The organism is Nocardia sp. NBC_00403 (assembly GCF_036046055.1).
Lineage (GTDB): Bacteria > Actinomycetota > Actinomycetes > Mycobacteriales > Mycobacteriaceae > Nocardia.
Genome location: NZ_CP107939.1, coordinates 3,941,522 through 3,954,558 on the forward strand (window position 1 = coordinate 3,941,522; position 13,037 = coordinate 3,954,558).

The 13,037-nt window shown below is 66.7% G+C and carries 12 protein-coding genes; 6 read left to right on the plus strand and 6 right to left on the minus strand.

The window, feature by feature from the left end:
* Positions 1–356: 356 nt before the first annotated feature.
* From OHQ90_RS17410 to OHQ90_RS17420, 3 genes are read right to left on the minus strand one after another with little or no spacing between them, the layout of a single operon-like run.
* Positions 357–764, minus strand: a complete 408-nt coding sequence (locus OHQ90_RS17410) for a RidA family protein (RefSeq protein ID WP_328411767.1) — start codon at positions 762–764, stop codon at positions 357–359.
* A gap of 23 nt (positions 765–787) precedes the next feature.
* Positions 788–1,552, minus strand: coding sequence for an IclR family transcriptional regulator (locus tag OHQ90_RS17415; protein ID WP_328411769.1), 765 nt, complete (start codon positions 1,550–1,552; stop codon positions 788–790).
* 16 nt (positions 1,553–1,568) lie between these two features.
* Complete coding sequence (locus tag OHQ90_RS17420; protein ID WP_328411771.1) at positions 1,569–2,651, minus strand: sugar kinase; 1,083 nt, start codon at positions 2,649–2,651, stop codon at positions 1,569–1,571.
* 129 nt (positions 2,652–2,780) lie between these two features.
* Between OHQ90_RS17420 and OHQ90_RS17425 the strand changes: the two genes are divergently transcribed.
* The 4 genes from OHQ90_RS17425 (at position 2,781) to OHQ90_RS17440 (ending at position 7,873) form a co-directional block, all read left to right on the plus strand.
* Complete coding sequence (locus OHQ90_RS17425; RefSeq protein WP_328411773.1) at positions 2,781–4,082, plus strand: amino acid deaminase; 1,302 nt, start codon at positions 2,781–2,783, stop codon at positions 4,080–4,082.
* Between the two features lie 5 nt (positions 4,083–4,087).
* Complete coding sequence (locus OHQ90_RS17430) at positions 4,088–5,698, plus strand: N-acyl-D-amino-acid deacylase family protein (protein WP_328411775.1); 1,611 nt, start codon at positions 4,088–4,090, stop codon at positions 5,696–5,698.
* Positions 5,695–6,318 carry a bifunctional 4-hydroxy-2-oxoglutarate aldolase/2-dehydro-3-deoxy-phosphogluconate aldolase gene (locus tag OHQ90_RS17435; protein WP_328411777.1) on the plus strand — a complete coding sequence of 208 codons (624 nt, stop codon included), beginning with the start codon at positions 5,695–5,697 and terminating at the stop codon, positions 6,316–6,318. The genes OHQ90_RS17430 and OHQ90_RS17435 overlap by 4 nt, the downstream gene beginning before the upstream one ends.
* A 91-nt stretch (positions 6,319–6,409) precedes the next feature.
* Entirely contained in the window at positions 6,410–7,873 is a 1,464-nt protein-coding gene (locus tag OHQ90_RS17440; RefSeq protein ID WP_328411779.1) for a GntP family permease, read from the plus strand.
* Here the strand turns inward: OHQ90_RS17440 and OHQ90_RS17445 are convergent.
* Entirely contained in the window at positions 7,866–8,414 is a 549-nt protein-coding gene (locus OHQ90_RS17445) for a TetR/AcrR family transcriptional regulator (RefSeq protein ID WP_328411781.1), read from the minus strand. The two genes, OHQ90_RS17440 and OHQ90_RS17445, sit on opposite strands and share 8 nt — an antisense overlap.
* A gap of 136 nt (positions 8,415–8,550) precedes the next feature.
* Between OHQ90_RS17445 and OHQ90_RS17450 the strand changes: the two genes are divergently transcribed.
* A complete protein-coding gene (locus OHQ90_RS17450; protein WP_328411783.1) occupies positions 8,551–9,648 on the plus strand; it encodes an FAD-dependent monooxygenase in 1,098 nt (365 codons plus the stop codon).
* A 67-nt stretch (positions 9,649–9,715) separates the two neighbouring features.
* On the opposite strand, the gene OHQ90_RS17455 is transcribed toward OHQ90_RS17450, so the two are convergent.
* Positions 9,716–10,684, minus strand: a complete 969-nt coding sequence (locus OHQ90_RS17455) for a helix-turn-helix transcriptional regulator (RefSeq protein ID WP_328411785.1) — start codon at positions 10,682–10,684, stop codon at positions 9,716–9,718.
* Between the two features lie 62 nt (positions 10,685–10,746).
* Between OHQ90_RS17455 and OHQ90_RS17460 the strand changes: the two genes are divergently transcribed.
* Positions 10,747–11,958: an epoxide hydrolase family protein gene (locus OHQ90_RS17460; RefSeq protein WP_328411787.1), complete on the plus strand. Its 1,212-nt coding sequence runs from the start codon at positions 10,747–10,749 to the stop codon at positions 11,956–11,958.
* Positions 11,959–11,988: 30 nt separating this feature from the next.
* On the opposite strand, the gene OHQ90_RS17465 is transcribed toward OHQ90_RS17460, so the two are convergent.
* Positions 11,989–12,975: a helix-turn-helix transcriptional regulator gene (locus tag OHQ90_RS17465; RefSeq protein WP_328411789.1), complete on the minus strand. Its 987-nt coding sequence runs from the start codon at positions 12,973–12,975 to the stop codon at positions 11,989–11,991.
* Positions 12,976–13,037 lie beyond the last annotated feature (62 nt).

Sequence of the window (13,037 nt, forward strand, 5' to 3'; positions counted from 1 at the left end):
TCCCGCAACGCACCCCGCTCGGGCCCGGTTCGGGTGCGCACGTTGCGTTGGGATGGTTCTCAGGGCAGTGCCGGGCACGTCGTGTGCCGTACCCGGCTTTCTCTTCCGCAACCTGAGTAGGCAGGCACACAGCTTCCGGCGTGCGGACTGGCTGTGGTGACGTTATAGAGATCCACCTTCGAGGGTGTGGTGATCGCTTCCGGTGTCGGGACTGGCTGTAGTGGCGTTGTAAAGACTCAGCTCGCGGCGGAGGTCATTTTCCCAGCATGAAGACTAACTGTGGTGGTGTTGTAGGGATTTTCGAGATCACACGAGGTGTTGGTGCGGTTCGACTTCGAAAGAGGCTCTGGTCGTGTCTATTCGGTGACGATGGCAAGGGCGTCGATCTCGACGAGCATCTCGGCACGCGGCAGCCCCGTAAAGACAGTGGTGCGGCTGGGCAGCACATCGCCGGTGGTGTTGGCGGTGACGAATTCGCCGTAGGCGTCGTTCATGGCGGCGAAATCGTCGCGGGTGGTGAGGTAGACGCGCAGCATCACCACGTCGTCGAAGGTGGCGCCCCCGGCATCGATGATCGCCTTCACGTTTTGCAGCGTCCGAATGGTCTGTGCCGCAACATCACCGGGGAACAGATATTCGTTGGTCACCGGGTCCACCGGTCCCTGGCCCGAGACCTGGACGAACGGTCCCTTGCGGACACCCTGGGAGAAGGTGTGCGCGGGGGCGGGCGCTTCGGTGGTACGAATGGCGATCTTGTCGCTCATGGTCTGCCTCTCCTGTAGTGGTCTCAGATGGGGGTGGCGACCCGGCCGGCGGACCAGCCGAGCTCGGTGGAAATGGCTGCTGCCGCTGCCTGCAGGCGCGGCAGTTCGGCAAGCACCTGATCGTGGTCGAGCAGCATGTCGGGCACCGACATCGATACCGCGGCGACCACCGCGCCGGTGCCATTGCGGACCGGAACTCCGATGCAGTTGACGAAGCTTTCGTGCTCCTCGTGGTCTTCGGCATACCCTTGCGCGGCAACGAGTTCCAGCTCCGCGAGGTACTGCTCGGAAGTGCGGATGGTGCGCTCGGTGAACGTGCGGTAGTCGAGGCGCTCCGCGATAGCCCGCCATTCCGCCCGCGGCTGTGCGGCGACGAGCACCTTGCCGACGGCTGTGCAGTGCAGCGGAGCGGGCCGCCCGATCCGGGAGTACATGCGCACGCTCTGCATCGCATCGAACTTGTCGATGTATATCGCCTCGCCCGATTCGTAGGTGGCGAGGTGAATCGTCTGACCCGTAGCCGAATTCAGTGCGCTCAGGTGCGGACGTGCGATGGTACGGACATCACGTTGTTCCAACGCCCGATTGGCCAACTCGAACAGCTTCGAGCCCAAGACATACTGATGCTGGCTGTCATGAGTGACGAAGCGCTGCGACTCCATGGTCTGCAGCAGGCGCAACACCGTCGACTTGTGCACGCCGAGTTCGGTCGCCAACTGCTCGAGCGACCGTGAATCCTCCCCGAGTGACAGCAGAATGGTCAACGCACGCAACAGACTCTGGCTCATGACTTTGCCCTAACGCTCATAACGCCACATTGTGGGCCACGACCGCGTCGGCGTAATGCACTCCGGCCCAGGCGGTCTCGTCGAGAATCGCCAGCGACTGCAGTACCTCGGGCGACGGTAGTTCCGCGACATCGCCGGTGCCGGTCAACGCCGCGGCGGCGCACAGATGCCCGAACCGCAGCCGCTGGGCGAGTGGCCGCCCATGCAGCAGTGCCGCCAGGTACCCACCCGCGAACGCGTCGCCCGCTCCGATCCGCTCGGTGATGTCGAGTCCGAGCGCGGGCACCTCCACCCTCTCGTGGCCGGAGAATCCGGTCACCGAGTGCTCGTTGTTCTTGACCACCAGATGCTCGGGCTCTGGGAACAGGGCGCGCAATCGGTCCGCGTCGTCGACATCGAACACCTCGCCCGCCTCGTCGGCGCCGAGGAAGGCCACGTCGCTGCCCCGCACGTGCCCGGCGAGCACATCCGCCGCCCGCTCCAGCCGTCCGGCCCATAGTGCCGCTCGGAAATTCAGGTCGAAGCTGACCAGTCTGCCGTGGCGCGGCATCGCGATCAGCGCCTCGGTGAGCTCGGTAGCCGACTCCGACAGTGCGGTGGTGATCCCGGTGAAGTGCACGATCTCGCTGGTGTCGAGCACGCGGGTCGCGGCGGTGGCTGCGAGATCGGCCGTGGACAGCGCGCTGGCCGCGGACCCGGTGCGGTAGTACAGCATCCGGCTGGCTCGCTCGGCGAGATCTGTCGCCTTGCCCGAACCACTGCCGCGTTCCTTGACGTAGACCGCGGTCGGGCGGGTCGGATCGGTGACGACCGCGGACACGTCCACGCCGCGATCCGCGAGATGCCCTACCAGATACCGGCCGAACCCGTCATCGCCCACTCGGGAGATCCACGCGGCGTCGATGCCCAGCTGGGTCAGCACAGTGGCCACATTCGACTCGGCACCGCCCGCGGTGCGCTCGAAGATGTCCGAGTCCTCGAGCGGGCCGGGTCGCGCCACCAGGACGGCAAGCCCTTCTCCGATGGTCACCGCCCGCGAGCGGGTCGATGTACGCCACATCACATCGATCTCCTTTCTGCGCTTGCGGCCAATGGTCATCCCGTGCAGAATAACCACACCAAACAGGATATGCAACATGCGTTGCAAAATGTGCAATGCGCGAATTGCATGAAATGAGCGCGAACTCGGGGGCATGAACTGCGGACCCCGTCCGAGGGAAGGAATGCCGTGACGATCGACGAGAAAGCCGTTGCCGCACTGGAAGATCGAGTGCTCGGTCCAGAGCACAAGAGTCTGCCGCCCGCGGCGTGGGGCCGGACGGTCCGGGAGTTCCTCGACTCGGGTCCACATCTCGACGAGTTCGAGACGCCGGTGCTGACGGTGGATCGGGCGGCGGTCGCCGAAAATGTCGCGGTGATGGCCGACTGGGCGCAGGCCGCGGGCGTGCGTCTGGCTCCGCACGGCAAGACCACCATGGCTCCGCAACTGTGGGCGCAGCAGCTGGTGGCGGGCAGCTGGGGCATCACGCTGGCCACCGTGTGGCAGGTCCAGCTCGCGCGCTTCTTCGGCGTCGGTCGCATCGTGCTCGCCAACGCCCTCGTCGATCCGGTCGGCTTACATTGGCTCGCTGCGGAATTGGCGCAAGACCCGTCCTTCGAGTTCGTCTGCTGGGCCGACAGCGTCGAGACGGTCACGCTGATGGACGAGCACCTGCGCTCGGCACCGGGTCAGGCCGAGATCCGGGTGATCGTCGAACTCGGTGGTCCGCATGGCCGCACCGGTGCCCGGACAGTGGCGGAAGCCAAGGCCATCGCCGTTGCGGTGGACCGCTCGGCCCGGCTCGCCCTGGCGGGCGTCGGCGGCTACGAGGGCGCGCTTGCCCACGACCGCACCCCGGACGCTGTTGCGGCCGTCCGCCATTATCTCGACGAACTCGCAAAACTGCACCGCGAACTCGCCGCCGACGGCCTTTACCGCGACGGCGCGATCATCACCGCGGGTGGCAGCGCCTACCCCGACCTGGTTGTCGAGTGCCTGGCCGGATTAGCCGATGAGCAAGGCGCACAGGGTATTCCGACCACCATTGTGCTGCGCTCCGGCGCCTACATCATCCATGACGACGGCTTCTACGCAGGTATTTCACCGCTGGCCGTACCGCGAAGCGAGCGGCCGCTGCGTTCGGCGATGCACGGCTGGGCGCGCTCCGTGTCGCGGCCGGAGCCGGAGCTCGCGCTACTGGATGCGGGGAAGCGTGATCTTCCCTTCGATGAGGGGCTTCCTGTCCCGCAACACGTTGCGGGACAGGAGGACTCACTGAATCCGGCCGCGACGGTGTCGGCGCTCAACGATCAGCACGCCTTCCTGCGGTTGCCCGGCAGCACCACAGCGGAGGTGCCCGTCGGCAGCGTGGTGCGCCTCGGCCTCTCGCATCCGTGCACCGCCTTCGACAAATGGCGGCTCATTCCGGTGATCGACGATGCCGACGCCGAACGTCCGCGGGTCGTCGACCTGCTGCACACATTCTTCTGATACCCATGACCAACTTACTGTTTCGCGATATCGACATCGTCGACGGCACCGGCGCACCACGTTTCCGCGGTGACGTGCTCATCGATCGGGGCCGGATCGCCAAGATCGCCGGGCCGCGCACGCTCAACGCCGCCCGGATCGTCGACGCCGCACCGGGATCGGTGCTTGCCCCCGGCTTCATCGACATGCACGCGCACTCGGATCTGCATCTGCTGACCGACCCCGATCACTTCCCGAAGATCAGCCAGGGCGTCACCACCGAGGTCCTCGGACAGGACGGGTTGTCCTACGCCCCGATCGACGATGCCACCCTGGCGGTGCTGCGGCGTCAGATCGCCGGATGGAACGGCAATCCCGCGAATCTGGACTTCTCCTGGCGCAGCGTGGCCGACTATCTGGAACGCCTGGACCAGGGCATCACGCCCAATGTCGCCTACCTGGTGCCGCAGGGCACGCTGCGGCTTCTCGTCGTCGGCAGTGAGCAGCGTGCGGCGACCGTGGCCGAAGTCCGCCGGATGCAGGAGCTGCTCGCGCAGGGTCTGCGCGAGGGTGCGGTCGGCATGTCGAGCGGGCTCACCTACACCCCGGGAATGTATGCCGACACCGGTGAATTGGCCGCGCTGTGCGAGGTCGTCGCGGACTTCGGTGGGTTCTATGCCCCGCATACCCGCTCCTACGGTGCGGGCGCACTCGAGGCGTACTCGGAAATGATCGAGCTGGCGCGCAGCACCGGCTGCGCGCTGCATCTCACCCACGCCACCATGAACTTCGGCGTCAATCGTGGTCGGGCACCGGAGTTTCTCGCGCTGGTCGACGCCGCTCGTGCCGAAGGCTGCGACATCACGCTGGACACCTACCCGTATCTGCCCGGCGCGACGACGCTGTCCGCGCTGCTGCCGAGCTGGGCCATGTCCGGTGGACCGGACGCGGCACTGGCCAGGATCGACGACCCAGCGCTGCGCGCCCGAATCGCCCTCGACGTCGATGTGAACGGCTCCGACGGCTGCCACGGCGTTACCGTCGAGTGGGAGACCATTCAGATCAGCGGCGTCGCCAACGCGGAACTGGACCGGTACGTCGGCAAGACCATCGATCAGATCGCCGACGAGAGCGGGGTCGCGCCGGTGGCCGTGTTCTTCGGCCTGCTGCGCCGCGATCGGTTCGCCACCACGATTTTGCAGCACGTCGGCCATGAGGAGAACGTGCGCGCCATCATGGTGCATCCCGGACACATGGGCGGCAGCGACGCGCTGCTGGTTGGCGACCGGCCGCACCCGAGGGCTTGGGGCACCTTTCCCCGCTACCTCGGTCAATACGTGCGCGAGCTCGGAGTCCTCGAGCTCGAGGACTGCGTGCATCACCTCACCGGCCGGCCGGCCGACCGGCTTCGGCTCAGCGACCGCGGGCTCGTTTTCACCGGGTACGCAGCGGATCTCGTGCTGTTCGATCCGGCCGCAGTCGCCGACACCGCGACCTTCGACAACCCGAAACAGCAGGCGCGCGGCATCCAGCACGTGCTGGTCAACGGTGAGTTCGCCATCGAAAACGGTGCGCCGACAGGCACCCTCGCCGGCCGCGCGCTGCGCATGGATTCCGCCAGGAAGGAGACGTATTGAACACCGACGCTCTCGACGTGATCCGCGCCGACCGGGTGCTCAGCGTGGTGCGCGCGCCGGAGATCCCGGACCCCGCGGCGTTGGCGGATGCCTTGGCGCGGTCGGGCATTCGCGCGCTGGAACTCACCTTCACCACACCGGGTGTGCTCGGCTACCTGCGCGCTGCGGCCGTGACCGAGGCCGCCGTGCTCGGCATCGGGACGGTGCTGACCGCCGATCAGGCCGAGGCGGCGATCGACAATGGCGCTCGGTTCCTGGTCACCCCTGGGCTGCGCCCCGAGGTCGCCGCCGTCGCCACCCGGCGCGGCATCCCGGTGGTGATGGGCGCTTTCACACCGAGTGAGGTGCTCACCGCACTCGACCTCGGCGCCGCTGCGGTCAAGATCTTCCCCGCGCGGGCACTCGGTCCCGGCTATCTGAAAGACCTGCACGGTCCCTTACCCGACGTGGCGCTCATCCCCTCGGGCGGCGTCAACGCGGGCAATGCCGCCGAATTTCTCGCCAACGGCGCCGTGGCCGTCACCGCGGGCACCGATGTCGTTTCTCCTTCCGACGTCGCCGCGGGCCGCTGGTCCGACATCGCCACGCGCGCAGCGTCATTCGTTCGATCCATGAATTGAGAGGTACCCCCGTGAGCGAGCCAAGCGAGCGAACCATTCAACACAGTGCCGAGTGGCGTATGCCCGGGCCGAGCGCCGGGGAGGCACGGGCATGAACGCCATCGTCGACTGGCTGCGCACCACCACCCCTGGACTGCTCGTGCTCTGCGGTCTCGCGATAGCCGTACTGCTGCTTGCCATTATCAAGGTCAAACTGGAGCCGTTCATCGCGCTGCTGCTCACCGGGCTCGCGCTGGCCCTCGCCGCCGGACTACCGGTGTCGAAGATCGTCGGCACGGCGATCAAGCCGGGAGATTCCCTGCTGGAGACCGGCTTCGGCGGCATCCTCGGGCACATCGCGGTCATCATCGGCCTCGGTACGGTGCTCGGCGCGATTCTCGAACGTTCCGGTGGCGCCGATGTGTTGACCGGAAAGCTGCTGAGCGTGTTCGGCGAGAAGGGCGCCCCGGTGGCGATGGGCCTGCTCGGGCTCATCTTCGGCATCCCTGTCTTCTTCGACATCGGCATCTTCGTGCTCGCGCCACTGGTTTACGTCGCCGCCAAGCGTGGGGGCCGGTCGCTGGTGCTGTACGCGATGCCGATGCTCGCGGGTCTGTCGATGACGCACGCCTTCCTGCCGCCGCATCCGGGACCGGTCGCGCTCGGCGGCTTGCTCGGCGTCAGCCTCGGCTGGCTGATCCTGATGGGATTCGTCTGCGGCATACCGGGATTCATTGCCGCGGGCATTGTGTGGGGCAGCTACATCGGCAAGCGGGTGCGGGTGGAGGTTCCGGAGGAGTTCCTGATCCGGCCGGAGACCGAGCAAACAGGACCGGTCGTCGGTGACGGCCCCGGCACAACTGCGGGCCCCGGCTCGACCGTCACGAAAATCGAGACAGCCGCGCCTCCCGTCGCGGTCATCGGCGGCATCATTGCTATTCCGCTGCTGTTGATCCTCGGCGCGACCTTCGGCACGCAGTGGCTGGACAAGAATTCGCAGCTGCTGCAGGTGCTCACCTTCCTCGGCACGCCCGCCGTCGCGCTGCTCGTCGCGGTGCTCGTCGCGTTCTACGTACTCGGTGTGCGCCGCGGTTCCAGCGTGCAGGAGCTCAGCACCCTCACCGCGGAGTCGCTCAAGCCCGTCGGCATGCTGCTGCTTGTCGTCGGTGCGGGCGCCTTCTTCGGAAAGGTCATCTCCGCCACCGGAATCGGCACCGCCCTCGCCGACACCATGTCGGCGGCGGGCCTGCCGGTGATCGTGCTGGCATACATCATCAGCTGCGGCCTGCGCATCGCCCAGGGTTCGGCCACCGTCGCCATCGTGACCACCGGCGGCATCGTCGCACCGATGGTCGCGGGCCACGGCTATTCGCAGATGTCGATCGCGTTGATCGCCATGTCCATCGCGGCGGGCTCGATCATTCTCAGTCACGTCAACGACGGCGGCTTCTGGATCATCTCGAAGTACTTCAACCTGACGGTCAAGCAGACGCTGCAGACCTGGACCGTGCTCGAGACGGTGCTGTCGGTGGTGAGTTTCGCGGTCGCGGCGGTCCTGTTCGCGATCGTCAGCTGAGTAGCGCGCGCACAATCCTTTCCAGCCCGGTGCGTGGGTCGAACCCCGGCACCGGGCTGGTCAGTTGATGGAGTACGACGCCGTCGAGATAGTCGACGAGTAGCTTCGCGACCGTCGTGCCGGGGGCGACGGTGCGCAGCATCGTCGCGATCCATTCCGTCAGCCGTTCGTGCCCGCGCTGCACGGAGGTTTGGAGTGCCGGCATGGTCTGGGCCTCCAGGAACATGGCGTAGCGCGCGAGTGTCCTGGTGCGGTCGATGGTGACCGAGTGGGTGACCAGCAAGGTCAGGCCGTCGACGAGTTGCTCGATGGTCGTCGGTGCCGGTATCCGGCTCAGCGCTTCCCAGTCCGCGTAGTCGCGTTGTTCGAGGCGTTCTGCCACGCCGGAGAGCAGGGCTTCGCGCGTGCGGAAGTAGTTGGACGTCGAGCCGGACGGCATACCGGAGTCTTCGTCGACCGCACGGTGGGTGAGGGCACGCAGGCCGCGCGATCCGAGTATCTCGATCGCACTGTCCAGGACTGACTCACGCTTTGTGGGCACCTTTGAATACTACATCAGTAGTGACTTGCACTACATAAGTAGTGTGTGAAACTACATCTGTAGTATGTTCATGTTCATGTCGGCACCGTGTCCGGCTCGGGCGACGGAGCTGCAACTGATCGAAGGGGAGCGCGACATGTCCAAGGCAGTGATCGTCGGCGGCGGCATCGGTGGTCTTGCGACCGCCATCGGATTCATTCGGCAGGGCTGGGAGGTGGAGGTCCTGGAGCGGTCCACTCACATTGCCGAGGTCGGTGCGGGTTTGTCACTGTGGCCCAACGCTCTTCGCGCACTGGACGCACTCGGCCTCGGCGACGAAGTGCGAGCGCGAGCGATCGAGGAGGGTGGCGCGGGGATCCGGGATAGCAAGGGGCGCTGGCTATCTCGTACCGACCTAGCCGTCCGTGCGCGCTACGGCAGCCCTATCATGATGCATCGTGCCGACCTGCTGGATATCCTGCGTGCGTCCGTGCCGGAATCCGCGCTGCGCACCGGTATCTCGGTGATCGGGGTGCGGTCCAACGGCACGGTCGTGCACTCGGCGGGAGTGTCGAGCGGTGAGGTGATCGTCGGCGCGGACGGCATCCGCAGCGTGGTACGCAAGGCGGTGTGCGGCGAGGTCGCGCCACGATACAGCGGGTACAGCGCGTGGCGATTAGTGGTCATGCCGACCGAGCCGATGGGTGAGATGGGGGAAACCTGGGGTCGCGGTGAGCGTTTCGGGTACGGCGCGCTTGCCGACGGCAGGGTGTACTGCTTCGCGACGGCCAATATGCCCGCGGGCACGCCGGGTGGGGGGCTCGCCGAACTGCGTCGCCGGTTCGGGACCTGGCACGACCCGATCCCGAGTCTGCTCGCGGCGGCCGACGAATCCGCCGTCTTGAAGCACGATCTCTACGAGCTTCCTGCTCTGAAGACCTATGTCGCAGGACGGATCGCCTTGATCGGCGACGCCGCGCACGCGATGACCCCCAACTTGGGGCAAGGGGCCTGCCAGGCGCTGGAGGATGCCGTTGTCCTCGCCCGGGTGGCTGCCGGAGGCGGTGACCTGACCAGCTATGACAGGCAGCGTAGGCCGCGCACCCAGATGATCGCGGCCCGCTCCGGGCGTATCGGTGCTGTCGGCCAGCTGTCGTCCGCGCCTGCGGTGGCGCTGCGCAACGCGGTGATGCGGTTGATCCCCGCTAGGGCGCAGTTCAAAGCCCTTGCTCCGGTGCTTGATTGGGAGATCTGACTCGATTCCGGCTCGGGCTTTCCGTTCCGATCAGAGGGCCGCAGATTTGCCGCGGCTCAGCGGGTTTTCAGGTCGAGGGAAAATTCCGCAGGGCTCGATCGCAGCGGATGGCTTGGGCGCGTAGGGCGGTGGCCAGTTCCCGAGGTCCACTGAGCAGCGTGAAGTCGATGTCGGGCGAAGTGATCATCCAGACCAGTGCCTCGGGAGTGTCCGCGCCGACGTGCAGGTGGCAGCTGTGCTCGTCGACGGCCGCGACCACGCCCATGCCCGGCCACACGCTGCCGGCAGCTTCCGTCGCGGAGACGTGCAGCAGCACGGTCGCCTGATATGGCCAGCTGCGTGCCGACAGTTGCAGTGAAAGATAGGCCGCGACATCACCTTCCGGGATTTCGCGTGGTTCGAACCGCGGCCCGGTCGGCACTCGGGGAGCGATCCGGTCGGCCCGAAAGCTGCGCCAGTCGGCCCGGTCGACATCCCAGGCGACGAGGTACCAGCGCCTGCTGAAGTGCACCAGGCTGTGCGGCTCGACCGAGCGGACGCTGACCGACCCGCTGTGCGTGCGGTAGTCGAAGCGTAGCCGCTCCTGGCGCTGACAGGCTTCGGCGATAGCCATCAGCGTGTCCGGCTCGACTGCCGCACCCGGCACGCCGACGCGAACGGTGGCGCCGCGCAGGGTGCGGACCCGATGCCGCAATCGCGGCGGCAACACCTGTTCCAGCTTGGTCAGCGCGCGTAGTGAGGCTTCCTCGATGCCTGCGACCGTGCCGTCGGAGGCGCTGCGCAAGCCGACGGCGACCGCGACGGCCTCGTTGTCGTCGAGCAGCAACGGCGGCAGCGCGGTGCCCGCGCCGAGGCGATAGCCACCCGTCCCCCTGGTGGCGTGCACCGGATAGCCGAGCTCCCGCAGGCGCTCCACATCGCGTCGGACGGTTCGGGTGGTGACGTCGAGCCGTGCGGCGAGGTCGGCGCCGGTCCAATCTCGATGTGTCTGCAACAGCGCGAGCAGTCTGAGCAGCCGCGCCGAGGTTTCCAACATGCCACTAGAATGCCAGAAGCTTAGGAATGAACCTGTCCTAAGCACGTCATAGCGTTGTTGTCATGAGCAGCGAACACGACATCCGCCCCTTCCGTATCGAGATTCCGCAGCATCAGATCGACGACGTGAACGCCCGGCTGGCCAACGTCCTGTGGCCCGACGAACTGCCCGGTGTCGGTTGGGATTACGGCATGCCGGTCGCCTATCTGCAGGCGCTCGCCGAGTACTGGCGCACCCGCTACGACTGGCGCGCCCACGAGCAGCGGCTGAACGAGATCCCGCAGTTCGTTACCGAAATCGACGGACAGACAGTGCATTTCCTGCATGTGCGCTCACCGGAACCGGATGCGTTGCCGCTGGTGCTCAGCCACGGCTGGCCCGCCTCGTTCGTCGAGTTCCTGGAGGTGATCGGCCCGCTCACCGATCCGCGCGCACACGGCGGCGATCCCGCCGACGCCTTCCATGTGGTGGTCCCCTCGCTGCCGGGCTTCGCGTTCTCCGGCCCCACCACGAAGGTGGGGGACGGGTCGACCGAACGATATGCCGAGGTCGTCGCCGCACTCATGGCTCGACTCGGCTACGACCGCTACGGCGCGCAGGGCGGTGATGCCGGGTACTTCGTATCCACCGAACTGGGGCGCATCGCGACCGAACATCTCGTCGGCATCCACGTGAACGGTCCGATCACGATTCCCTCTTTCGGCGGTGACGAGCAGTCGTGGGACGGCGATCAGACGCAGGGCCCAGCCGAACCGACCTGGGGTGCCGCGGAATCCGAGTACAGCGCGGAGGATCAGGCGCGGCTGGAGGCGATGACCGGGCCGGACAGCTACACCCGTTACGGGTACGCCATGGTGCAGTCGGGCCGTCCGCAGACCCTGGCCATCGGTATGCACGACTCCCCGGTCGGTCTGCTGTCCTGGATCGTCGACATGTTCCAGCGGTGGACGAATCCGGCGAAGGAGCTGCCGGAGGATGCGGTGAATCTCGACACGCTGCTCACCAACGTCAGCGTCTACTGGTTCACCAAGACTTTCGCGTCCTCGATTCGGCTCTATCGGGAATCGAACTCCTGGGGCGTGGACTCGAGGAACTCCGGAGTGCCGACAGGTGCGGCAATCTTCCCGGGCGACAATTCGATTCGGAAGCTGGCCGAGCAAGCCCACAACATCGTGCGCTGGACGGAATACGATCGCGGCGGGCACTTCGCGGCGATGGAGGCACCCGATTTGCTGACCACCGACGTCCGTGAGTTTTTCCGCTCACTGCGGTGAAACGCGGCTAGGAAACGGTCAGCCGCCGCGTCAATTCCGGTGATCGGCCGGCCGCCCATAGCGTTCGGCCATCGCCGCCGCGGTCGCGGCGAGTTGGGCGCGCAACTCGGGGGGATCCAGGATCTCCGCGTACTCGCCGAGCGGCAGGATGCCGTGTGCGAGTACGGGATAGGACTCTGCGCCGAGAGTGACCTCCACCCAGCCCTGCGCGTCCGGCAGCGTCGCCGACGCCAATGCCTCGGCCACCGCGGCCGGATCGAAGCTGAGTCGCAGCAGGCGCACGTGCCCCTCGGCGATCCGGCAGCGGGCCCGCACCCGCAGCATCGACCGCGCGAAATCGTCGGCCGCTTCGGACCAGTGCGCGGCCAGGTCGAAATCATCTGGCCTGTCGAATGTTTCGCCAGTCGGCTCGGCGGCGGCGATACGGCCGACGCGGTAGGAACGGATCGCGGTCCCGTCCCGTCCGACCAGGTACCAGGTGCCCGCTTTCAATACCAGGCCGAGCGGATCGAGGCGCCGCTCCACCACCTTGTCCTTGCGCAGGTAGCGCACCGCGAGCCGGCGATCGTGCCAGAGCGCATCGGCGACCGCCGCCAGCGTGGGCGTCTCCTCAGGGCGATGGAACCAGCCGGGCGCGTCGATATGCACCCGCTCGGCGATTCGCGTTGCCCGGCCGCGCAATTCGGGCGGCAGTGCGGCGAGCACCTTGAGCTGCGCCGTCGCGAGCACGGTGCCGAGGCCGAGATCGGCTGCGGCGGAGGGTGATCCGGTCAGTAGTACGGCGTCGGCCTCTTCGGTGGTCAGTCCGGTCAGCCGGGTCCGGTAGCCGTCGACGAGCTGGACGCCGCCTGCCCGCCCCGGTTCGGTGAAGATCGGAACACCGGCCGCCGACAGTGCATCGATATCGCGATAGACCGTGCGCACCGACACCCCCAGCTCACCCGCCAGCTCTGGCGCTGTCGACCGGCCACGCGTCTGTAGCAGCAACAGCAGCTGGACCAATCTGCTTGCCCTCATGAATTCGAGATTAGTCGCCAAACCCTGACAGAAGGTGTCAGGGTTTGGTCATAGAGTCGTCG

Bases quoted from the DNA above. Each gene is read 5' to 3' on its own strand.
- OHQ90_RS17410 (WP_328411767.1), bottom strand. From the start codon at position 764: ATGAGCGACAAGATCGCCATTCGTACCACCGAAGCGCCCGCCCCCGCG.
- OHQ90_RS17415 (WP_328411769.1), bottom strand. From the start codon at position 1,552: ATGAGCCAGAGTCTGTTGCGTGCGTTGACCATTCTGCTGTCACTCGGG.
- OHQ90_RS17420 (WP_328411771.1), bottom strand. From the start codon at position 2,651: ATGACCATTGGCCGCAAGCGCAGAAAGGAGATCGATGTGATGTGGCGT.
- OHQ90_RS17430 (WP_328411775.1), top strand. From the start codon at position 4,088: ATGACCAACTTACTGTTTCGCGATATCGACATCGTCGACGGCACCGGC.
- OHQ90_RS17440 (WP_328411779.1), top strand. From the start codon at position 6,410: ATGAACGCCATCGTCGACTGGCTGCGCACCACCACCCCTGGACTGCTC.
- OHQ90_RS17450 (WP_328411783.1), top strand. From the start codon at position 8,551: ATGTCCAAGGCAGTGATCGTCGGCGGCGGCATCGGTGGTCTTGCGACC.
- OHQ90_RS17455 (WP_328411785.1), bottom strand. From the start codon at position 10,684: ATGTTGGAAACCTCGGCGCGGCTGCTCAGACTGCTCGCGCTGTTGCAG.
- OHQ90_RS17460 (WP_328411787.1), top strand. From the start codon at position 10,747: ATGAGCAGCGAACACGACATCCGCCCCTTCCGTATCGAGATTCCGCAG.
- OHQ90_RS17465 (WP_328411789.1), bottom strand. From the start codon at position 12,975: ATGAGGGCAAGCAGATTGGTCCAGCTGCTGTTGCTGCTACAGACGCGT.